Below are 22,867 nucleotides of genomic sequence, written 5' to 3' on the forward strand. Positions count from 1 at the left end.
GAAAGGCAGGAGAGCATTATGCTCGACATACGCAGAATTCGGCAAGAACCTGAAGTGGTTGCACAACTCTTGGCAAAAAAGCACGTCCATGTAGATCTCGATATCGTCAAGCGGTTAGATGCTAAGAAGCGGGAAATTACCTTGGAAATAGAGCGTCTGAAAGCGCGCCGGAACCAGGCATCGGAAGAAGTATCGCAACGCAAGAAGCGGGGAGAAGATGCCTCGGACTTAATAGCAGAAACGCGCCGAGTTGGAGAACAAATCAAAGAATTAGAGGCTTCTGTGGCTCCTATTGACCAGGAACTGCAAGACTTCTTATTGACTGTGCCTAATACTCCCTTACCGCAAGTGCCCGATGGAGAATCAGCTGATGACAATGTCGAAATACACAAGTTTGGCCATGTTCCTCATTTCTCCTTCCGTGCCAAAGCCCACTGGGATATCGGTGAAAATCTGGGCATCATCGATTTTGAACGTGCGCGTAAAATTAGTGGGTCACGCTTCAACGTGTTGGCGGGTATGGGAGCTCGCTTAAGCCGTGCACTCATTAATTTTATGCTCGATCACGCTCGGAACCGGGGCTATATGGAGATGGCAACGCCCTATTTGGTGAATGAAGCCTCCATGTTTGGTACTGGCCAATTTCCCAAATTTGTCGAAGACGTTTTTCATGTTGTTCCCCACGATTATTATTTGATCCCAACGGCAGAAGTCCCTTTAACCAACTTATTCCGGGACGAGATTATTCAAGATGCTTTGCCATTGAAGTTTACCGCATATACGGCATCTTTTCGGGCGGAAGCAGGGGCTGCTGGACGAGACACGCGAGGGCTCATTCGTCAACATCAATTTGATAAGGTGGAACTTGTTCGTTTTGAAGAACCCAACAATTCTCAAGCAGCCCTGGAAGAGATGTTGCGGGATGCGGAAACAGTTTTAGAAGATCTAAACTTACCCTATCGCACGGTCATGTTGTGTGGCGGAGACATGGGATTTGGTCAAGCTTTAACCTATGACATTGAGGTATGGATGCCGAGTTATGGGAAATATGTGGAGATCTCCTCGGTGAGTAATATGACTGATTTTCAAGCACGGCGCGCTAATATTCGTTACCGTCCCAAAGGGGCTAAAAAAACGGAATTGGTGCATACTTTGAATGGTAGTGCCTTAGCAGTCGGCCGAACTATCGCAGCGATCTTAGAGAATTATCAATTGCCTAATGGACATGTCCAAGTTCCAGACGTATTAGTGCCGTATTTGGGCGGGGATGAGCAAATTTAGGAACCCAGGAGGCATGTCTTTCTAGACATTGCCTCTTTATTTCTGGTCATTTTTAGAGTAAAATATTACGTGTCCTTGGAGGGGTAGCGTAATTGGTAACGCAGTGGTCTTGAAAACCACCGCCTTCGGGCTTGCAGGTTCGAGTCCTGTCCCCTCCGCCATTTTTTTGAATGGCAATGGATCCCATTAATCCAGGCTTGCTTGGCCGATTGGGAATATGATATTATAGCGTTTGCATGTGGAGGGATACTCAAGTTGGCCGAAGAGGGCGGTTTGCTAAACCGTTAGTAGGCTATCAAGCCTAGCGTGGGTTCGAATCCCACTCCCTCCGCCACTTGTGAAAAACTCACTTGTTGAGTATAATAAGAATGTTGCGCCCGTAGCTCAGTGGATAGAGCGCCTGACTACGAATCAGGAGGCCTGAGGTTCAAATCCTCACGGGCGCACCATAAATTTTTTAACACGGTTTCATATCCAATGACCATAAAGCCTTACTCCGGATCATTAAGTGAGCCGGTTTTTTTTTATATTGCTGATTTGCTGCATTCGTCTGATTTAGAAGCATCTTGTCTGGGACGCTTCCTATCCAGAGTATTTCAACTTTTTTCCAAATCCGGCTCCTAAGAATCACCCAATGGCAATCCGGTTAAAGTGAAAAGGTTGTAACATCGGACGCAAAAACAGTTCTTTGCTGCATTCACCACAACGAACCCCCGAATATATTGGACCGAACATTGTTCGAAGTGCATCCACGAGATTAGATATTGAATCATCTCCTTAAGAGATGGTCTCATGCACATCGGCAACTTTTTTTCCTGTGCATGGACTATTGTTAGCACCGGAAGGATTATTATCTGTGATCAATTAGCTACTGGTCGGTAGCAAATGTTGGATCAAAAGGAGTTCCTGCAGTGGCAGTCGAAAAATAGCACGAATGCCCAACTTACATCTGAAACTCGGTCAAAGTCTAGTTTGCAGTTCGATTAAACGATCTAACAATGGTGGTAAATCAATCCGAATGGTTTCCCACACTACAGCCCAATCTGTGCCGCCATAATGATGGACAAGACGATGACGCAATCCAATCACGTCACTCCAGGGAATTTGTGACTCTTGAACGATTAACGCGGGACTCAGATTATTGGCGGACTCACCAAGCACTTCCAAATTTTTGGCTACAGCATCTCTCATCATGCGATTCGCCAAAAATGTATCGAGGGTTTGATCGGCCGTATAATAAAAAATTGTCGTGATAGCATCCACCATGAACTGAATCACTAATCCGTCATCCCGCTCGGCGCTCAAAAATTGTCACCCCATTTCGTTTAATGATTGATTGGATTTTGGGGTGGATTTCAGACCATGTGTGAAGATCAACGGAGTGTCCTACAATTTGTGATATCGTTTGAGCCAGGCGACTTAATCGAAATGCGGTGACCACTTGATCGGGTTCAAATGTTACGATGATATCCACATCACTGATTCCGGCACGAAAGTCTGTGCGCGTGGCCGAACCAAAAATGACGCATTGACTAATCTGTTCCTGCTCGCACAATGCCCGCAACGCGTCCAGATGTTGAACAATCACGGGATGCAACATGATGGAGACTCCCTCCTTTTGCCGAAGGTCACTCTTGTTTATTATATCCTACTCCAACAAGCAGATTATGTAAGCATCAAACAAGATCCACTTTGCGTTGGAGATGGATTCTGAACTAGGGCGAAGACGGCGATGGCCACTTTACCGATGTGAAGGTGTCTATTGGTGGATTCAGCGGGAATACACGCCAAACGCGTTTGCCGCTTGGCCAGTGCCGCCCACACGACGTATTATGCAGGGTGCGCGCGATGCCCGCGTCGAGCATCATGGAGGCCGAAACGCAGTGGTGCCGAGCTCGCCGGGGCTTGAATGAATTACAAACGACACAACAAAGGCCGAAGGGAAAGTTTTGGAATGGTTCAGTGAATTTATTATTGACGGCGATAGATATCGTAACGATGACGTGGCTCCCGCGAGAGCAAGGACTGATCATCAACAAAAAGACGGTTTATTGCTCCCTGGGGACCGCCATCTTCAGGGACAACTCTTGCGTTCCCCGGAAATCGCCGTCGCCAACCAGGCCGTCACAGGCCCGAATCCATTCAGACAAAATACATTGCGGCAGACGATTGCGTTTTCTCCCTTCGTAGCGTCATTGATATCTTGGGGATCGCCTTATGCCGATGCCTGTGTGATGAAGAGATTCATAGGGCTTAAGCGACCAGTGAATCGATCTCTCTGTATAATGGGAAGAGTTAGTGGATTTGAGAGGGAAAATTTTCCGGATGAAATTTATTGAAGAAACATGGGGGATTGCCAATGGTTCTCGACATTATGGTCTCATTGTCGCTGCTATTAAATTTAGTCATGCTCATTTTATTGTTGACCGGCAATTTGGCCAAAAATGTCCAAGACTTTATAGCCCATCAGATGACCGCACTGGAAAAAGGACAGGAACGTCTTGAAAAAACCTTGCGCGAGGAAATGGCCCTAACCCGGGAAGAATCGTTTAAGGCGCATAAAATGTTACGAGATGAAGTGACGAATAATTTCAACGCGTTGAGTGCGAGAATCGTGACGGACTTGGGACACCAAGCTAAGACCCAACAAACCCAGTTAGAAAATTTGCGTGATTTGCTGAGAAACACTTTGACGCACATGAGCGATGCGGAAAAGGAACGGTTCGAGAACTTTGCCCGAGAAGCGCTGCAATTATCCAACCAGCAGGATAAATATTTGCGCTCCCAGCTTCAAGAAATGGCCACTCAACAAAAGAATCAGCTCGATTCATTTATGAAACAACTGAGCGAATTGACCCAGATGAATGCCACCAAATTGGAGCAAGTTCGCGAAACGGTTGAGACCCAACTGGTCACGTTACAAAAGGACAATAGCGAAAAGCTGGAACAAATGCGGGCGACAGTCGATGAAAAGCTTCACCAAACCTTAGAACAACGCCTGGGAGAATCTTTTAAGCTGGTTAGTGAGAGGTTGGAACAAGTTCAAAAAGGATTAGGGGAAATGCAGAGTCTTGCGTCTGGTGTCGGTGACTTGAAAAAGGTCTTAAGTAATGTGAAAACCCGGGGAACCTTGGGAGAAATTCAACTAGATAACCTTTTGGAGCAGATTCTCACACCGGAGCAGTATGAGCAAAAAGTTGCTGTGAAAAAGGGAAGCCTCGAACGGGTGGATTTTGCCATTCGTCTCCCTGGTAAAGAAGATATTCATGATACGGTGTTTCTACCCATTGACGCAAAATTTCCGCTGGAAGATTACCAGCGTTTGGTGGAGGCAGAAGAATCCGGTGATTTGGCTTTAGCCATGGAATCCGCCAAAATGTTAGAAAACCGCATCAAGGCGGAAGCGAAAAGTATTCAGGAGAAATATATTAATCCTCCTCACACCACGGACTTTGCTTTAATGTTTTTACCCATTGAAGGCTTGTTTGCCGAAGTCTTACGAAGGCCTGGACTGTGGGAAATGCTTCAACGGGAGTACCGGGTTGTGGTGACCGGTCCCACGACAATTACGGCGCTGTTAAACAGCTTGCAGATGGGTTTTCGCACGTTGGCCATTCAAAAGCGTTCCAGTGAAGTGTGGAAACTTCTTGGAGCGGTTAAAACCGAATTTGGCAAATTCGGTGACATCTTGGAGAAAACGCAAAAGAAACTGCAAGAAGCCAGTAATACCATTGATACGGCAGCAGCTCGCTCGCGCACCATTGCCCGCAAATTACGAAATGTTGAAGCCGTCCCTCTTGGCGAAGCCGCTTCCTTATTAGAGAGTGTAGATGTCGGACTACCGGACTAATTCTCAAGATCCGGCTTATGGTGCCGTGTTTACGGGCATTTGTGGATCAAATTGTTCATGGTATAACTGGGCATATAAGCCCCGAGGTCTATGGGCTAACAATTCATGGTGTGTCCCCCGTTCGACAATTTGACCCTGGTGGATCACAAGAATTTGGTCAGCTGCCAAAATTGTGGATAATCTGTGGGCAATAGCGATAACGGTGCGCCCCTGAAAGAGTCGGATCAAGGCTTCTCCAATGAGTCGTTCAGCGTGACTGTCGAGTGAGCTGGTCGCCTCATCTAATAGCAAAATGCGAGGATTACGCAATATGGCGCGGGCAATGGCGACGCGCTGTTTTTCGCCTCCAGATAAACGATATCCACGCTCACCCACTATCGTCTTGAGTCCTTGCGGAAGGCTTTGGACCAAATCTCCCAATTGTGCCGCTTCAATGGCTTCTTGCACATCACGGGCACTGGCTGTGGGAAGACCATAGCGGATATTGTCTTCTAACGTGGTATGAAATAAAAAGACTTCCTGGGTTACCACGGCTATGACCCGGCGCAACACGTCTTCTCGGTACTGGGATAGAGGATGATGAGCTAAGAGCACTTGGCCTTCATCCGGATCATAGAACCGTGCGGCCAAGGCCAAAATCGTGCTTTTACCTGCGCCGCTTGGACCGACTAAGGCCGTTAATTGGCCCGCTGGTGCCTCAAAATGGATATCTCTTAAGACACGTTCGGGAGATCTTGCATCAAAGTCCGAAGAACGGGAAGCTAACGACGGGTAGGAAAAGGACACGTGGTCGAAAATAAGGCCTACCGGACTTTGGGGCGTGGGGCCGGGTTCAGGAGCCGACACTAAGGGCTCGGGCACGGAAATTTTGAGATCAAGAAAGCGAAAAATACGATCAAATACAGCTAATCCACCGATAAGCGTGGTGTTGGCTCCTGCCAATGAGGAGGCGGGAGCGAATAATTGACCGAGATAGGTGGCAAACGCAACAATCGTGCCTAATTCAGCTTGATGCGTTAAGACAAGATAGCCACCATAGCCATAAAGTAAAGCCGGACCAAAGGCGGAGAGAATTTGGACCACTAAACCCAACCATTGCCCCACCAGACTTTGTTGAATTTGGGTGTGGCGCACCACATCACTCAGAGTGCGAAACTGGGTGGCTTCGCGCTCTTTAGTGCCAAAACTTTTAACCACTAAAATTCCTGATAGGGTTAACGTTTCTTCTAGATGGGCTGTCAATTGACTCAGCGCACGTTGCGCTTTGGTTATCACGCGGTAGGATTTCTGTCCATAGGCCATGACCGGCCAGGCAAAGGCAGGCAGAATAAAAAGCGCAATAATCGCCAAACGAGCATTTAAATAGAACATGGTTCCCAGGGTCAAGACAATCGTTAAGACATTAATGAATAAGCCATTTAACGTACGGCTTAGGACACGTTGAACGGCATTGAGATCATTGATGAGACGTGAGTGAATGTCGCCTGCCATGGTCTGGGTATAAAAATCGAGGCCCAAGTCTTGTGCGTGCTCGTACAGTGCTGTACGCAAGTCGAAAATGATCCCTTGGGCCACGACCGTATTGAGATAATTTTGCGCCACAGTGAGGATCGCTCGTGCAGCGGGAACGATAACAAGCAGGCTGGCCAGGCCAATGAGTAAATGAAGATGGTGATGGGCTAGGGCCTGGTCAATAATGGCACGGATAATTAGAGGCGGAATCAAGGATAAGATGACGCCTAAAGCCGTTAAGCCGAGGACAATATAGAGCTTTCCCCGGTGCGGTCGAAGTGTTCGCCACAACCGTTTTGCTGTCTCAAGACCCGGTTTTTCGCCATCTTTCATATAATCCAAAGAATGACGTTGTTCCCAAATGGAATGCATGGGACCCCCGCCAAATCCGTGCATACCCACCGTTTATGGTCACCCCTTTGGCCGCCTTCTTTTATCATACCCTTACAGCGTTGTGACATGAGACAAAATCTTAAATCCAGCGCATTTTAGTGTATGAGGATAACGCCTAAGACTCCCACGGCAATGGAAATCCAAGCAAACTGGGAAAGATTGTGTAGGCGAAAATACCGCAGCAAGAATTTTGCCGATAACCAGGCGGTAATTCCTGCCAAGATACCACCCACTAAGGATGGAACCAGTAATCCATGGAGCCCCCCGTGTAATTTGGGCAATTCTAATACGCTCGCAGCTAAGATAATGGGAGTAGCTAGCAAAAAGCTAAAGTGGGCAGCATCTTCAAAGGATAACCCTTGGCCCACACCGCCCGTCATCGTCGAGCCGGAACGTGACAAGCCGGGAATTAAGGCTAAAATCTGGAACAATCCTATTTTAAAAGCAGATCCCACGCTTAATCGGTGCAATGGAACCTTCCGGCTGCGGCGATTTTGATACCACCGGTCTCCTCCAAACATAATGAGACCATTGACAATGAGAAAAATGGCAGCGAGTAGCGGCTTGGAAAAGAGATGTTCTAAGGGATGTTTCAAAATCAAACCGACCAGACCTGTGGGTATAGTCCCCCAAATTAACAGCCAGGCTAAACGTCCATCATCTGTGTGCGTGCCTCTGAGCCATAAAAACCAGCCACGCACGATGCGAATCCACTCGTGACGAAAAAGTAGCAACAAGGCGATGGCCGTTCCGGCATGCAAGGCCACTAAGAACGGCAAATAACGCGAACCTTGTGTGGGAACGTGAAGATGGACAACATGGGGCAAGATGACTAACAGTCCCAATGACGAAAACGGGAATAGTTCAGCAAATCCTTGGATCAAACCCAAAATGACCGCACTAATCAATGGCACACTGACCGACTCCTTTAGGCATGTTTCATAAAAATCACATAATGTCCTCCATATTACAATATTCGACGTACATGAAACGAATTTAAATTTTGACAGGATGTTTAATCCCAGGCAGAATGCAAAATTCCGGAAGAAAGTGAGATGCATATCTTTTAACCCGAGTCCGGCGTGATGCAATATGATAAGCTCTACAAAGAAGGAGACATCTATCGGTACGGTTTTGTTGTCATCCAGAAATGGAGGATATATGCCGCCCATCAAACATCCGATCAATAAAAATGAGATTCTGGCCATTATTCAAGCGAATCGAGCCTTGGGAGCAGATTATGATGAACACACGGCCGATCAAATTTATGAGTTGTTTCAAAAAACTGCAGGGACTAGAGAATTGACCCCAGAGGCTCTTACGCAGTATTTGCAGCAGTTGCCTGCCAATGAACGCAAAAAGCTTCTTCGCCCCTTTGTTAAACGAAAACATTCGCTATTAGGCAATGTATCGGCGATTATGGCCTTATCCATTCCGCTTCTGCTTATTGCTGGACTAATTGCTCATAATCTAGGAATTTTTGCTGTTTTGGGCTTTGATGCGTTGGTTATTATTTTGATGGTTGGCCTGGACTAATCATTTTGCTCAAAATGCGGTGCTTAGGATATAGGACGGCTTCACTGGGCCTCCTTGAAGAAAAGAGGATAGAGATCGTTGCAATGGATTCGTTATTTTTTCCATAACCGCTATGCGTTACGGCCCTTGACACCCAGGGATGCGTCACAAAGACTCGCATTTTTCTTAAAAAACCGGTCCTTTCTCGAGCCCTATATGCCGTTAATGAACGAGTCCGATTTCACCTTGGCCCATCAATTAGAGGTGCTGACCAAGGGTTATCACGATATGCAAGAGGACCGACGTTATCTCTTAGGGATATTTCCCGCCGGGAATTCGGATGCGGGGCCTTTACTCGGTTATGTCAATCTCAATAATGTCATCCGGGGCGTTTTTCAAAATTGTGATATGGGTTACGCGATGGATTATGATCTAAGAAACCAGGGCATTATGACGGCCGCTGTCACAGAAGCCATAGATTTTGTCTTTAATGACATCAAACTTCACCGCATCCAAGTTGCCATTATACCGACCAATACGCCGTCATTACGGGTAGCGGAGAAAACGGGATTTCGTCTGATTGGATTGTCTCCCCAATATTTGAAAATCCATGGCGTATGGCACGATCATTTGCTTTTAGCCCAAGTCCATCCTGAGATTTAAGACACAAGACTCAGCCATACCATTTTCAATAGGCTGGGGACCTTTTAGGAAAAAATCCATGATGGTTGAAACACTTCCGGGGCAATGTCTTGAGCCAGGTGTCGTTCGGTAACGGTCAATTTCCAAAGGGGTTGTCCCTCGGCAAATCCTGCAAAACGCCAAGGCCACCCGCTTTCCCTATCAATCCAGCATTCCAACATCTCACCGGTGTGAAATAAGGAAAAGACGGTTGTGGATAGATGCGTGGAGTTATCCACAATAGGTATCGCGCGTCCATGCCAAAAGGGGTGAGCATCAATGAAGATGTCATCAAAATAGGTCCAATTCACCGTTTTAATAGCCGTTAGCGGATCAATCCATGGCCACTTTGCCGCATTGTCACGGGCGTCTTCTCCACCTATGCCACTTAATAGGGGAACTTTTGTGCTGAAATCCTGGGCGTGGGTAATGACCACCGGGGACTTGGATTGTTCCTTGTGATTTTGCGGCAGCGATCGGTAGGACCACCACTGGTTGTCGTGGATTAATAAACCACTAATGACCTGCGTGGGATGGTCGATAGATACACATTCGTGTCGCCACAAATTGGGTGCTTGCCACCATGACCGCCAGAGTTGCCCATGCCATTCGCCAGGCCCTAAATCATAGGAAATCCCGCGTTGACGCTGGTTCCATGCGCGTATGCGCCCGCTATGTTCTTGAAGTTCGGCGATAACTATTTGCGTAGCATGCTCATCGAATAGGGTATGCATTATGGTAAATAATGTGTGAAATGATGAATCCGTCACGGATAAGCTCCCTTACGGCAAATATCATAACGTTCTCTCCATTTGAATAGGTCCTCGTTATGTTAATGCCGGATCAATTATTGTGTCTTTCTCATGATACCAAAACTTTGTAAAAGACATGGCCGTTTCACAGAAGATGGACGTGTAAAGATCGATACTCCCCCGTAATACAAGTCTTAAAACTCTAGCCTACCTAGGAAAAATTGGGGATAACCTGTTGACTTTGTCATGACGCTCTTTTGAATCTCGTGCCTAAACTGTGAGATCGCGCGGCAAATCTCTTGATCATCTCGTACCGGTTTTAAAGAAAAGTGCCACTATATCCCGACTGATTGACGACGATGAGGAAAGTTTTTGGCGACAATGAATGAATCTGTCGAATAGACGACAATTGTGATTTATCCTCAGACTTGTTCACAATTTGTGGATAACATGGTGACAAATCGTGAACAATCTTGTCGAATTCACAAAACGCGCGTGAAATCAAGGATAGAAATCCACAATTAATCCACAAAACGACCAAATCTGTGGATTATCTGTTAATGACAGACTAGTGAGAACTGCATGGTTTTCCCCCGAAAACATCATCTCGCGAAAATCTTATCAAGAGATTGCATCCAACCCTGTACTGACTCACGTATTTCCTTATGCAAAGCATTATGAAGAGACTTTAGAGGTGAAGGTGAAGATCTATGCAGACAAAACATGTTGTGGCATTGAGTGCTGCGGCAACCCTATTGGCTTTAACGGTTCCCACCGGTTTAAGTTTTGCAGCGTCCGCACCAGATTTTACTCAAGATGGGTTTCCTACGGTAGTGAAGACGATTACCGTATCCCAACTGCGGCCGCGACGATTAAAGCCGGAGATATTACGATTTCAATTCCCGCCGGAACCTTTTCACAACCGGTCAACTTCAGCTTATTAGAAGGTCCGGTATCCAAAATTGCGATGAATGAACCCGCTGGCATGCAAACTTTTGCCGACTTTGCCTTTAAGGTCACCGAGACATCGAACAACACGTTAGTGACAACCTTTAACAAGCCGGTAATTTTCTCGATTACCAATCCGGCCGTGAATGCAGATACGGAGTACTATGACATTAGCCCGTCCGGCCAATATGCCTTAAATCCCATTCCCGCAACGATTAGTGGAACGACCTTATCTCACGCGATTAAGGCAGACACGGTGGCTTGGGCGGTAGCAGATCCCACGGTTCCTGATTTTACGCAACATGGGTTTCCCAATGTGATCGCGAAAACCACATTCACCCCAGGGCAAGCCACCAGTGTATCAGCCAATGGCATTACCGTGGATATTCCGGCCAATACCTTTAGTACCCCAGTGACTTTCGAATTACTCCAAGGTCCCATTGCCAATTTCACGGCGAACGCCCCGAGTTCTCAGGCGCCTGTCACGGATTTTGCGTTTAAAGTGATTAATAATCAAACAGGGGCTTTAGTTGGCAAGTTCAACGCGGCGGTTATAGCGAAGATTACTAACAGTCAAATTAATAGTGCTTCGAAATACTGGGATATTACTCCAAGTGGCACTTACCAAGCCAACCCGATTGCTCCAACCATAACGGGAGATACCTTAAGTCATCCCATTGACGCGGCCGCTGTGGGTTGGGTTATCACGTCGCCGGCCGTGCACCAAGCCACCAGTCCCGTCACGGGATTGCCGATTGCGCCGATTCTTGGCGGAGGAGCGGTGATGGTGCTTGCGGGATTATACCTGGTTGTCCGGAAAGGTGCTGTCCACTAAAATGAGGCAGCGTCTTTGGGGCGCGGGACTCATCGTTGTCGGGGGGCTCTTGCTACTGAGCCCCCTCCTTCTTCACGCTTATGACATGGTGACCCAAAACGCGTTACTGGTTGAAGCGCCGCATCCCGCTTTGGTCAAGAGTCGCCACGTTGATCTTAAACCCGCCGCTTTAGAACCTGAGCCCCCTTTGGGTACCGTGATTGGGACGATTGATATTCCGGCTATTCATGTGAATGCGGCCGTCGTTCAAGGTACAACGGATAGCCTGTTGTTAGGAGCTCCTGGCCATTTTATGGGATCGGTATTACCTGGTGAAAGTGGTCTCAGTGTGATTGCAGCCCATAACGCAACCTATTTTCATTTTCTAAACCGTTTGACCCCCAAAGACTCGATTATTGTCACAACACAACAAGGCCAATTTATCTTTAAGGAAACCTCGCAAGCGATTTGGCCTGCTAATGCGAATTTACCGGATTCCTCGGCGCCCACATTGGCCTTAGAAGCGTGTTATCCTCTGAATGCTTTATATCTGACCTCACAACGGGATATTGTTTTTGCCCAACTCGTGAAGGAACGGCCCGCTCGCGCTTTTGTCTCGCCCAAGACGTTAACAACGGGGTCTTATTCCGCGCATATGGATTCGGTGATTGCACAACAATACAATCTCCATTTAGCGGATAATAACCTACCGCAAGGAACTTTAACCTATCATAATCATGCCGCGCCCCATGTCTTTAGGCAGTTTGTGACCTCGGAAAAACCGCTCGAGCTTCTATCGCAAGCGGTTCACATGATTTTGGCTTATCAAGATACCAGTCAGCACGGACAAGAACATTTGTTGCAGAGCTTGTTTCTCCCGGGTCAATCCCCAGGATTAAACCCTTTTTGGAAAATGACGTTGGTCCAATATATTGACCGCGTGAATTATCAGATCACCTTAAATGCACAAGGAGTCGCCACAGCAGTGACGGTCAATGCGCCCAATGTGTTGGTGGACACTCACCATGTCGCCATAACGTGGCGGATCACGATTATCCAGCATGAATTATATTTGGATAAGGTGACCGTGCAAAACCTCTAAAATCCCCAAAACCAGACGCTCACGGTGGACGCCAGCGGATTTAGCGAATACACTGGAGACGACATTGTTGTTGGAGGGATCCCAGTGGCAGCCTTTGTGTGCTTGACGCCAGATGACGCGATTCGGCGGGACATTGCCCAGTTAGAGGAAAATTATTGGGACTTTGCGTCAGCCAATACCAAAGAATGGACACATGGCTATCATCCTTATCCTGCGATGATGATCCCACAAGTGGCAAGATCGTTGATTCATTTAATCCTCAAACATCAGCCTCGTACAAAACGTCTGTTCGATCCCTTTATGGGAAGTGGTACCAGTTTAGTGGAAGGACTTGTGGCAGGTCTTGAGGTAAGTGGATCCGATTTAAATCCTTTATCCCATTTGCTAGCGTCTGTGAAAACTAGGGCCTGGCCACCTGATGTTCTGCAAACAGCTTTTGCCAAAATTCTCGCTGATTACCGGTCTCTTAGTGTGAGGGAAGCGGATTGGCCTCAATTTGAAAACCTATTGTACTGGTTTAAGCCTCAAGTGATTGATGATCTAACCCGTTTGAAAAAAAGCATTGAACAGTGTGACCAGGAGCTTCGTCCCTTTTTCTGGGTGGCCTTTTCGGCAACGGTGCGCCATGTTTCTAACAGCCGTAATCAGGAATTTAAACTGTACCGTTTGGACGACAAACGATTGGCTTTGTGGAATCCAGATGTTCGAGAAACATTTACCCGAATCGTGCAGCGCAATCTGCCAGGCAATGAAGCGCTATGGCAACGGCATCCCCTACCTTCTGTTCGGCTACTGCAAGATAACGCGATGGATTTGCGGTCAGTACAGGACGGCAGTGTGGATCTGATGTTAACATCGCCCCCATATGGCGATAGTCGAACAACCGTTGCCTATGGGCAATTTTCACGGTTATCCTTACAATGGCTGAACTTGTCCACAACTTCTTTGGAACCTCACCGGGTAGATCAATCATTGTTAGGAGGGAAAAGCGTAAAAGATGTGGGGTCTTGGTCCATATTGCCTTCCCCGACATTAAATCAAGCACTAGCGGTGATTGCCCAGAAGGATTCCCGCCGGGCTCGTGATGTCTTGGCTTTTTATCTCGATTTAGATCGTAGCCTGAAGGAAATTGCTCGGGTGATGCGCCCTGGAGGGTATCAATGCTGGGTGGTAGGAAACCGCCGGGTCAAGCAAGTACAATTACGAACCGATGCGATGATTTGTGAATTGTCGGAACGCTACGGGATGTCTCATGTGGCCACAATTAGGCGGCGAATTCCCAATAAACGGATGCCCAAAGAAAACAGTCCTACAAATCGCATCGGTCAGAAAGTTGCGACCATGACCGAAGAACATATTGTGATTCTTCGGAAAGAATAAAAACCTGTTAGCAGAGAACCTCATCAAGTTCCTAGGATATCTGATAATTTAATTTTTTTCGTTAATCCCACAAAAAACAGAAAAATTTACGTATAATCAAAGCGTAATTTTTTAAGACTTTTATGCCTGTTATTGAAAACGTTTTCAGGAGGAGTCATGATGAAAAATAAGATTATTGTTGTCGGAGCGGCGATGAGTTTTTTAACAGCTTCATTAGCTGGTTGTGGCTCAGCACCTACAACAACGAGTGCATCATCTTCATCTTCCACGGCCATTCCCAAAGGACAAACTATTACCGTATGGTCATGGCAAGGGGGACCAATTTATAACCAAGTCGTAAAGATTGCTAATGCATGGGCTAAAGCGCATGGCGACACCGTAAAAGTAGTGAATCAGAGTAATAATCCAAATGGATTCCAATTTTATGCTACGGCGGCTCGCAGTGGTAAGGGGCCCGATGTCGTCTTTGGTATGCCACATGATAACAATGGACTTTTTGCTGAAGAAGGCCTCATTTCTCCTGTACCACAAGGTGATTTTAATCCGGCTGATTATAATGCATCGGTGGATGAAGCTGTAACCATTAACGATAAAGTCTATTCACTGCCCGATTTTGTTCAAACGACAGCGTTATATTATAACAAGTCCATGATTAAGACTCCTCCCAAAACGTGGGCACAATTTGTGCAAGATGCGAATAAATACGGTTTTATGTATCCCCAACACAATCTATATTTCAACTTTGCGGTCATCGGTGGTATGGGGGGATATGTTTTCAAATATCAAAATGGCAAATTGGATCCCCAAAATATCGGCTTAAATACACCGGGGGCGATTCAAGGGTTTACCTTAATGCGAGAAATGGATTCAAAGTATCACTGGATGACTCCTAGTACTGACAGCGCGGTATCTCTGTCAAAATTTACCGCTGGAAAAATTGGCATGACGATCAATGGACCATGGGATATTCCCAGTTTTCAGGCCGCTAAAATTCCCTTTGGTGTGGCACCGTTGCCAACGTTGCCCAATGGGCATCCCATGACTCCTTTCTTGGGAGTAATTACCACCTTTGTGAATGCGCGAAGCCCTTATCAAGCGGCTGATTGGAGCCTCGCGAAAGCTCTCAGTTCATCCAACGCACAGATGGAATATTTCCAGCTCGAACAACAGATTCCGGCATTAACGAGTTTACGCGAGTCACCCACCATTCAAAATAATGCGAGTTTCAAAGCGTTTTCCGACGAAGTGCGGTATGCCGTGCCGATGCCGAACATTCCCCAAATGCAGGCAGTCTGGTCGGCTATGAGCGTTATTGAAGATATTATCAATGGCAAGTTGACTCCCACCACGGGTGCCAACGATTTTGTCAAAGATATCAAGCAAGGCATTAAGGTTGCACAATCGTAAAATCGCCGCTAAGGCCTGAATGAGGGTATCTACACGATGTGGATACCCCATTGCTATCCTTTTTGAGAAGTAGGTGAATATGACAATGGCACAAGCGGAGATAACATCCCAGCATTCTGAACGTCCTAAGCTTCATCTATCGAAACAGAGAATGCGAGAAAAACCCGTGGCCTATGCGTTTTTAGCGCCGGCGTTAATAACCATGTCATTAATTAGTTTGGCACCTATTGGATATACCATTTATATTTCCTTTACGAATTTTGATGCCTTTCATTTTATGCATTATCAATTTGTCGGTATCCAAAATTTCATTGCGCTGTTTAATCCCAATGATCCCTTATCAGGTGTATTTATTCCGACATTGATTTGGACATTTGCCTTTGCCATAATTACGACTTTGGTTAACTATTTTGTGGGATTAGTTCTCGCCGTGTTACTAAATAACAAGAATATGCCAGAAGCCCCTATATACCGAGCCATCTTAATTATTCCCTGGGCTGTTCCATCGTTAATCAGCTTATTGGCTTGGCAAGGATTATTGAATCATTCCTATGGTCAAATTAATGGATTTTTGCATCTGTTAGGATTACAAGGCGTAGATTGGTTGGGGAATCCGTTTTGGGCGCGAATTTCGGTGTTAATGGTCAATTTGTGGGCAGGCTTTCCGTATATGATGACCGTGTGTCTCGGCGCCTTGCAAGCCATTGGACCGGAATTATATGAAGCCGCGGCGATTGATGGGGCCAATCGGACCCAACAATTTCGCTACATCACAATCCCTGCCATATGGAAAATGACCTTGCCATTAGTTATTCCATCCTTCGCCTTCAATTTTAATAATTTCAACGCGGTTTATTTGTTGACGGGCGGTGGACCGCCGCGACCCACCAATCAATTCGCTGGGTATACGGATATTTTAGCGTCAGCTGCGTATAAGATGACACTAACCTTCAACAAGTATGATTGGGCTGCTGCGATCTCTGTGGTCTTATTCATTATCGTGGGGATATTGAGCTGGTTGCAAATGCACTATACCCATGCGTTTGAGGAGAGTGACATTTCATGAGTCATCCAATTCCGTCGTGGCTTCATAAGGCATCTACAACATCTTTTAAGCACCATGCGGCTTTATCTTCTCATGAACGTGTCTTCCTTTGGATTTCTCGGTTTGTCATTTGGTTTGTGATGATACTAAGCATTATTCCTCTCTGGTTTGTGGCCGAAGCATCTTTTAATCCGTCCAATGCCTATTTTAGTGTGAGCCTGTTTCCGGTCCATCCGTCCCTGTATAATTACCAATATCTCTTTCATCATACGCAATTTTTTATCTGGGTTAAAAATAGCCTGATTGTCAGTGTTACAGTGGCAATGGGACAAGTTATTATTACCGCTTTAGCGGCGTATGCCTTTTCCCGGTTACGGTTTTGGGGGCGAAAGTATGGGCTAATGACGCTTATTATTCTTCAAATGTTTCCCAACTTCCTAGCCATTGCGGCGATTTATTCGGCTTTGGCGAAGTTAAATCTGATTAATGATTTATGGGCGTATATCCTTGTGTTATTAGGAGGAAGCGCCTACAATATCTGGTTATTAAAGCGATATTTTGATTCGATTCCTAAAGAGTTAGACGAAGCAGCTTTAGTTGATGGGGCTACACCATGGCAACGGTTTACGCGAATTATTCTCCCTTTATCGTTGCCAATGTTAGTTGTCATTTTCATCTTTACGCTGATGGGAGCCTTCAGCGAGTATATTTTAGCCGGAACGATTCTTCAAACGCCCAATCATTACACTTTGGGTCTGGGCATGTATAGCTTAATCAGTGCTCAATTTGCTAAAAACTGGGGAGAATTTGCTGCTGCTGCGTTATTATCTGCAGTCCCCCTCACGATTATTTTCGGATTACTTCAGCGGTTTATCGCTTCAGGTCTGATGGCGGGTTCCGTTAAAGGATAATTAAGATGACAATATTTAGGCCAAAGGATTAGTTGGGGAAGAAGCAAGAAGCAAGAAGCAAGAAAGAAGGTTGTATAACCTCTTTTATGTATACAATTAAGGATGTTGCGGAAAGAGCTGGAGTCTCGGTTGCCACCGTTTCTCGGTATATGAATGGGTTTCCCCATATCTCAGAAAGTGCCCGTCGACGAATCCAACAAGCTATCGCCGAATTAAACTACCGTCCCAATATTGCTGCTAGTGGTTTGGTGACGAAGACGACCAAAGCTATTGGGCTCATGGTTTTAACGGGTATCAGTGAATTTTTCTCGAACCCATTTTTTACCCAAGTTCTTAATGGTATCAGTCATAAAGCATTATCGGCACATTATGATGTTCTCTTATCCACATCCGGGTCGGATGAAATAGAAGTCTTAACCAATTGGATTCGAGGAGGACGAGTCGACGGGATTATTTTATTGCGTAGTCGCTTAGAGGATCCGGCAATTGATCTTGTCGTGCAAGAGCGCTTTCCTGCTGTCTTGTTAGGTAGACCAGCACATAATCAACCGATTGATTATGTGGATAACGATAATGTTGATGCCGCGTATCAAGCCACTACGCATTTGATTCGATTAGGGCATCAACGTGTGGCTTTTATGGGCGGTGGTAAGCACCTTGTGGTAACCCAAGATCGGATTTTGGGATATCAAAAAGCTTTGCGGGAATATGATATGCCGATTCATGATGCGTATATTCGCACAGGTCACTACAAAAAAAATAGCGGTTATGCAGTTTGTCAAGAACTTCTGCGATTATCCAAGCCGCCTACAGCGATTGTAGCATCTGATGATATTATGGCGATTGGTGCCATGCAAGCAGCTCATGATGCGCATTTACGCGTGCCCGACGAGTTGTCCATTGTGGGCTTTAACGATCTCGCTATCAGCAGTCTAACGATTCCTCCATTGACATCGATGCGGATTCACATCCACGAATTGGGATTTAAGGCAGCGGATTTGCTGCTCAAAAGAATCGCGCAGCCGTCTTTACCTCAACAAGTGGCGGTCATACGAACCCATTTGGTGGTTCGACAGTCCACTGCCTCCTTCATTTCGGGAGAGATAAAGCCGTAATTGGCCGGCCATTGTCTGTTATTTTGGTTAAAAAAGGATGATGATCGTGAATAATCCATTATGGGCAAGGCATGATCCGTGGATACCTGAGGCGTATCCTCTTAATGCACACACACTCCGGGTAACCCTTTATATTGGGAAAAATGCTGCCAAAGCGGTACGCGTTTACTATGGGGATCGTTACGACAAGCGAATTTACCGTGCGGCTTTGGCGAAAGTTGGTCAAAATGCCAGCGAGGATATTTTTCAGGCAACCCTTCCTCTTCATACAGGACGTTTTCAATACCTCTTTGAGATCATAACCAAGGAGTTACAATCCTGGACGTTTGGCGCTGATGGTCTTGGTCAGGATGTGGATCATGATGAGCCCTTTCAATATGCTTATATTCAGCCAGGTGAATGGTCATCGGATCTCTCTTGGATCAACCAGGCGGTGTGCTATCAGATTTTTCCCGACCGTTTTTTCCGTCATCGTGGGGCGAGAAGACCTCGTCATGTGACATTGAGTTCTTGGTCTTCAGAGCCCACACCGACCAGTTTCTTTGGGGGAACATTGAAGGGAATTGAAGAGAAAGTAGACTATTTGGCTGATTTGGGCGTCAATGTCGTTTATCTTACACCGATTTTCTTATCACCGAGTAACCACCGCTATGATATTGTGGATTATTTTCGGATTGATCCTTTATTAGGCACGATGGCGGACTTACAGTCACTCGTCCACAAACTTCATCAGCATGATATGAAACTGATTCTAGATGCCGTATTCAACCATACGAGCCGAGAATTTTTTGCGTTTCAAGATATTGTCCGGAACGCTTCCCGTTCCCCCTTTTGGGATTGGTATTTTGTTGAGGGATCCCCGGTTCAGGAGGATCCGCCAAATTATGAGACCTTTGGGACCCACATTGCCACGATGCCGAAACTCAATGTGTCACACCCTGAAGTACAAAGGTATTTGTTAAACGTGGGACGGTATTGGATAGAGCATGCCGATATTGATGGATGGCGCCTCGATGTCGCCAATGAAGTCGATCATGATTTTTGGCGGCGGTTTCGGCAAGAAATGAAATCACTCAAACCGGGAGCTTTAATCATTGGGGAGGTTTGGCATGATGCGACGCCGTGGTTAAGTGGGGATCAGTTCGATGGCACCATGAACTATCCGTGGCGGCATACATTATTGGACTATTTTGTCGAACAAAGGCGGTCGGTTTCAGAATTGGCCCAACATCTAGATCGGTGGCAGTGGAAGTATCCAGACAACGCCACACGCGCGTCGTGGAATCTTTTGGGGACGCACGATACTCCGAGAATTTTAACCCTGTTAAAAGAAGATCTTTCGCGTCTCAAGCTGCTCTTTCTGATTCAAATGACGTGGAGAGGAATTCCCATGATCTATTATGGTGATGAATGGGGGATGACAGGCGAGGGCGATCCCTTGTGTCGGGGAGGGATGACATGGGATGCTCCAAACCCGGATCTCTTTGAATTTGTTAAGCGTTTAATTTTGTTACGGCAGCAATATAGAGCATTAAGCGCAGGAGATTTGCATATTCACCATGAATGGACAGCCCATGATATTTTAGAATATGAACGAACGACCGGATCTCAAACAGTCCGTATTACAATCAATTTCGGTCAAAAAGCATGGGGGTTGCCATCAAACCGGCAGACCTTGTTCTCGACCATGGATCAGGCGCGCCCGTATTTAGCGCCATGGCATGGAGAAATCTGGATTCTTCCCTAATCGCTTTTAGCCAGATCGTTTTCCCAAGGCGGTGGGGATAAGCCGTTTCCGGTCTATTTGCTGTTGATAGCAACAACGGGTGAAGGCACATCTTCAGGTACCACCTTATGCCAATCGACTAAGCCATGCATGGTTTTTTCCCAGTGTGAGGGTCGCGTGATCAGTTGGATGAAGGCTTTCCATGAAGCCAAGGACATCATGCCCCAATAAACGGGGGCAAATAAGGTATAAGGGATGAGATGCCAATTGCCCCGTTTAGCAGCACCGACCGCATTTAGATAGGTAAAGACAAAATTGCCGACTAACAAGTTCAACATGCCTAAATAGTAAATTCCTGGCGGAAAGAGTTGCGGGATAAGTTGCCAGTGGGTCATAAACCACAGCGAGGTGATAAACCAATAAAAAGGATTTAAGATGAACATCAATGGCGTTCCTAAAATGGACATTTGAAACCCGATAAATCCCCGCCATCCTAGTTTTTGGCGCAGTTTACGAGGGTGGCGCATATGGACGAGCCAAGTTTGTAAATATCCTTTAATCCACCGGGAACGTTGTCGAATCCAATTGACAAATTCGGAATTCGCCTCTTCATAGGTGATGGAATCCATGACGGCCGTGCGGTATCCGGCTTTATGTAAGCGGATTCCTAAATCCGCATCTTCTGTGACGTTAAAAGGATCCCATGCCCCTATTTGGCGTAAGAGAGCCGTGCGAAAATGATTGGAGGTTCCTCCAAGAGGAATGGGCAAATTGTTCCGGTACAGGGCTGGTAGAAACAGATCAAACCATGATCCATATTCTGCCGTAAACCAGCGAGTTAAAATGTTTTGCTCAGCATTAAAATAGGAGAGCTTTGCCTGCACGCAGGCTAAGTTTTGAGGAGCGCGTTGAAACGCCAGCAACGCCTTTTTGAGTTGTTGGGGTTCAGGAACATCCTCGGCATCAAAAATGGTAATGAATTCTCCCCGGGCCTTTTGTAACCCAAAATTACAGGCTTTGGGTTTCGTGCGTGGGTCGCTGACGGGGACGATGACGATCTCGACAAAGTGAGGCAAATGGGCTTGACGAGCCGCTTCGATGGTGGCGGTATCATCTTCCTCCAGTAATAATTTGACATCCAAGCGGTCTTTGGGATAATCGAGGCGGTCTAACGCTTGCATTAATGTAGGAAGTACCTGGGCCTCATCCCGTGCCGGAATTAATATGGTATAGGGAGGTAACGTTTTGTCGTCAAGCTGGGCGATGTCCTCGCTTGTTATGTGCATTTCGTTATCATCGCGTGTGCCTTGAAGGATAATCCATATGCGGTATCCCACTAAAAACGCATACAGCACAATAAAAAGGCTGCTGATGATGGTTAAAGTCAAGGTAAGGTGCCAGATTAAAAAACCGGTGATGACCACGGCCATCCCAATAAACCAGCCCATTTGCGGCTTAGTCACCGTCTTAATGGCGGAGTTATCGGGATCTTGTTCAACCAAATAAGATTTGCTGAGGGCCAAGTTATCATCCCGGTACTGAATGGACAACGCATATTCAATATCCCGCTGTCCTGTCAGTAGCGTCTTTATCCGTTTGTTGGCCAACTGACTTAAATGAGCTCGTCCTCGGCCATCAAAGGGATTGGTTACGGCCACGACGAGTTCCTCATTGCTTACGCGGATGGGCACCATCTCATATTGTCGCCAGCTTTTTTCATCCATCAGATCCCAAATGCCTTTTAACTGGGGATCACGTGGCATTTTGCTTGTGTTCAGTAACGAGATGGTAGCTATTCCGGTTTGATAATGAAGAATCTCACAGACATCCCAGGTGGTAAGCAGATTGGCAGCAACGCAGATTTGCCCCAATTTCGCTCCAGATTGATTTTGCACGATTAATGCGTGATTCAGGTGCTCTGGCGTCAGACGATGCTGTTCAAGAGCAATTTCCCCAAATTTTTTGTCCCCGTGGGGATGCCGATAGACATATTCTTGAGCCAGCACGATATCTAAGGGATGAGTGCGGTAAAAACGTACCGGACCAATATTTTCTAATAGCTTTTCGAAAAGGGAGTTTTGCGCGGTATTTAACGGCCTGGAAATCGCAACACACAAGGTCCCTTGATTCCAGGCAAATGGAAGAATTCCCGCCTTACGGGCGATGGGAGGATCGATCAGGTAAGCGGCGGCGGGATCGACGAAATCAGCCAGGGGATTCTCTTTCTCCCAGTGATCAAGAAGATTGATGTCATCAAGATCGTGTAATTGCGTAAAATCCATTATGCTCACTTGCCGGACTCCTTATTGGACAACTCATGTTATGAATGACGGTTCTTGATGGGCATGTAAATCACACACGTGCCAGCCAGCTCTGTTCTCTGAAAAACCATTTGTGCGAGAAGCTCTTCATGGTCTCCATGGTAGGGATTTTGC

Annotated in this window: 19 protein-coding genes and 3 tRNA genes; 16 read left to right on the forward strand and 6 right to left on the reverse strand. The window is 46.4% G+C overall.

Features of this window, described 5'->3' with window-relative positions:
• Nucleotides 1-18: 18 nt before the first annotated feature.
• From serS to B8987_RS06005, 4 genes are all read left to right on the forward strand, one after another.
• The gene (gene serS / locus B8987_RS05990) at nt 19-1,281 is read left to right on the forward strand and encodes a serine--tRNA ligase (RefSeq protein WP_020375213.1); all 1,263 of its coding nucleotides are present in this window, start codon (nt 19-21) and stop codon (nt 1,279-1,281) included.
• 77 nt (nt 1,282-1,358) lie between these two features.
• A tRNA-Ser gene (locus B8987_RS05995) sits at nt 1,359-1,442 on the forward strand.
• A gap of 79 nt (nt 1,443-1,521) precedes the next feature.
• A tRNA-Ser gene (locus B8987_RS06000) sits at nt 1,522-1,615 on the forward strand.
• Nucleotides 1,616-1,654: 39 nt separating this feature from the next.
• A tRNA-Arg gene (locus tag B8987_RS06005) sits at nt 1,655-1,730 on the forward strand.
• Nucleotides 1,731-2,241: 511 nt separating this feature from the next.
• Here the strand turns inward: B8987_RS06005 and B8987_RS06010 are convergent.
• The gene (locus B8987_RS06010; protein WP_143570150.1) at nt 2,242-2,586 is read right to left on the reverse strand and encodes a HepT-like ribonuclease domain-containing protein; all 345 of its coding nucleotides are present in this window, start codon (nt 2,584-2,586) and stop codon (nt 2,242-2,244) included.
• Nucleotides 2,567-2,881 (reverse strand): nucleotidyltransferase family protein, encoded by a 315-nt coding sequence (locus B8987_RS06015; RefSeq protein WP_020375215.1) that lies wholly within the window; start codon nt 2,879-2,881, stop codon nt 2,567-2,569. Before B8987_RS06015 ends, B8987_RS06010 begins: the two co-directional genes overlap by 20 nt.
• 759 nt (nt 2,882-3,640) lie before the next feature.
• Here B8987_RS06015 and B8987_RS06025 point away from each other — a divergent pair.
• Nucleotides 3,641-5,131 carry a DNA recombination protein RmuC gene (locus B8987_RS06025; RefSeq protein ID WP_020375217.1) on the forward strand — a complete coding sequence of 497 codons (1,491 nt, stop codon included), beginning with the start codon at nt 3,641-3,643 and terminating at the stop codon, nt 5,129-5,131.
• A 15-nt stretch (nt 5,132-5,146) separates the two neighbouring features.
• Here the strand turns inward: B8987_RS06025 and B8987_RS06030 are convergent, their stop codons facing one another.
• Both B8987_RS06030 and B8987_RS06035 read right to left on the reverse strand, forming a co-directional pair.
• Nucleotides 5,147-7,015, reverse strand: a complete 1,869-nt coding sequence (locus tag B8987_RS06030) for an ABC transporter ATP-binding protein (protein WP_242940619.1) — start codon at nt 7,013-7,015, stop codon at nt 5,147-5,149.
• 116 nt (nt 7,016-7,131) lie between these two features.
• Nucleotides 7,132-7,950: an undecaprenyl-diphosphate phosphatase gene (locus B8987_RS06035; protein WP_020375219.1), complete on the reverse strand. Its 819-nt coding sequence runs from the start codon at nt 7,948-7,950 to the stop codon at nt 7,132-7,134.
• A 247-nt stretch (nt 7,951-8,197) separates the two neighbouring features.
• On the opposite strand from B8987_RS06035, the gene B8987_RS06040 reads away from it, so the two are divergent.
• Both B8987_RS06040 and B8987_RS06045 read left to right on the forward strand, forming a co-directional pair.
• Complete coding sequence (locus tag B8987_RS06040) at nt 8,198-8,572, forward strand: hypothetical protein (RefSeq protein ID WP_020375220.1); 375 nt, start codon at nt 8,198-8,200, stop codon at nt 8,570-8,572.
• Between the two features lie 78 nt (nt 8,573-8,650).
• Nucleotides 8,651-9,214, forward strand: a complete 564-nt coding sequence (locus tag B8987_RS06045; protein WP_020375221.1) for a GNAT family N-acetyltransferase — start codon at nt 8,651-8,653, stop codon at nt 9,212-9,214.
• Between the two features lie 44 nt (nt 9,215-9,258).
• Here B8987_RS06045 and B8987_RS06050 read toward each other — a convergent pair whose 3' ends face one another.
• On the reverse strand, nt 9,259-10,002 hold the full coding sequence (locus B8987_RS06050; protein ID WP_020375222.1) for a hypothetical protein: 744 nt from the start codon (nt 10,000-10,002) through the stop codon (nt 9,259-9,261).
• A 692-nt stretch (nt 10,003-10,694) separates the two neighbouring features.
• Between B8987_RS06050 and B8987_RS19925 the strand changes: the two genes are divergently transcribed.
• The 9 genes from B8987_RS19925 (at nt 10,695) to B8987_RS06090 (ending at nt 20,453) form a co-directional block, all read left to right on the forward strand.
• Nucleotides 10,695-10,928: a hypothetical protein gene (locus B8987_RS19925; RefSeq protein WP_242940620.1), complete on the forward strand. Its 234-nt coding sequence runs from the start codon at nt 10,695-10,697 to the stop codon at nt 10,926-10,928.
• Between the two features lie 41 nt (nt 10,929-10,969).
• Entirely contained in the window at nt 10,970-11,767 is a 798-nt protein-coding gene (locus B8987_RS06055; protein ID WP_242940621.1) for a hypothetical protein, read from the forward strand.
• Nucleotide 11,768: 1 nt separating this feature from the next.
• Entirely contained in the window at nt 11,769-12,848 is a 1,080-nt protein-coding gene (locus tag B8987_RS06060) for a class D sortase (protein WP_084660968.1), read from the forward strand.
• 84 nt (nt 12,849-12,932) lie between these two features.
• A complete protein-coding gene (locus B8987_RS06065) occupies nt 12,933-14,228 on the forward strand; it encodes a hypothetical protein (RefSeq protein WP_084660969.1) in 1,296 nt (431 codons plus the stop codon).
• Nucleotides 14,229-14,384: 156 nt separating this feature from the next.
• Nucleotides 14,385-15,635, forward strand: a complete 1,251-nt coding sequence (locus B8987_RS06070; RefSeq protein WP_084660970.1) for a sugar ABC transporter substrate-binding protein — start codon at nt 14,385-14,387, stop codon at nt 15,633-15,635.
• Nucleotides 15,636-15,720: 85 nt separating this feature from the next.
• Nucleotides 15,721-16,701, forward strand: a complete 981-nt coding sequence (locus B8987_RS06075) for a carbohydrate ABC transporter permease (RefSeq protein ID WP_084660971.1) — start codon at nt 15,721-15,723, stop codon at nt 16,699-16,701.
• Nucleotides 16,698-17,591, forward strand: coding sequence for a sugar ABC transporter permease (locus B8987_RS06080; RefSeq protein ID WP_084660972.1), 894 nt, complete (start codon nt 16,698-16,700; stop codon nt 17,589-17,591). The genes B8987_RS06075 and B8987_RS06080 overlap by 4 nt, the downstream gene beginning before the upstream one ends.
• Before the next feature lie 86 nt (nt 17,592-17,677).
• Entirely contained in the window at nt 17,678-18,706 is a 1,029-nt protein-coding gene (locus B8987_RS06085; RefSeq protein WP_084660973.1) for a LacI family DNA-binding transcriptional regulator, read from the forward strand.
• A 46-nt stretch (nt 18,707-18,752) separates the two neighbouring features.
• Nucleotides 18,753-20,453: a glycoside hydrolase family 13 protein gene (locus tag B8987_RS06090; RefSeq protein ID WP_176213159.1), complete on the forward strand. Its 1,701-nt coding sequence runs from the start codon at nt 18,753-18,755 to the stop codon at nt 20,451-20,453.
• Nucleotides 20,454-20,506: 53 nt separating this feature from the next.
• Here the strand turns inward: B8987_RS06090 and B8987_RS06095 are convergent, their stop codons facing one another.
• Nucleotides 20,507-22,714: a glycosyltransferase gene (locus B8987_RS06095; RefSeq protein WP_242940691.1), complete on the reverse strand. Its 2,208-nt coding sequence runs from the start codon at nt 22,712-22,714 to the stop codon at nt 20,507-20,509.
• Between the last annotated feature and the right edge of the window lie 153 nt (nt 22,715-22,867).

It is taken from the genome of Sulfobacillus thermosulfidooxidans DSM 9293 (assembly GCF_900176145.1).
In the GTDB taxonomy this organism is placed as follows: domain Bacteria; phylum Bacillota; class Sulfobacillia; order Sulfobacillales; family Sulfobacillaceae; genus Sulfobacillus; species Sulfobacillus thermosulfidooxidans.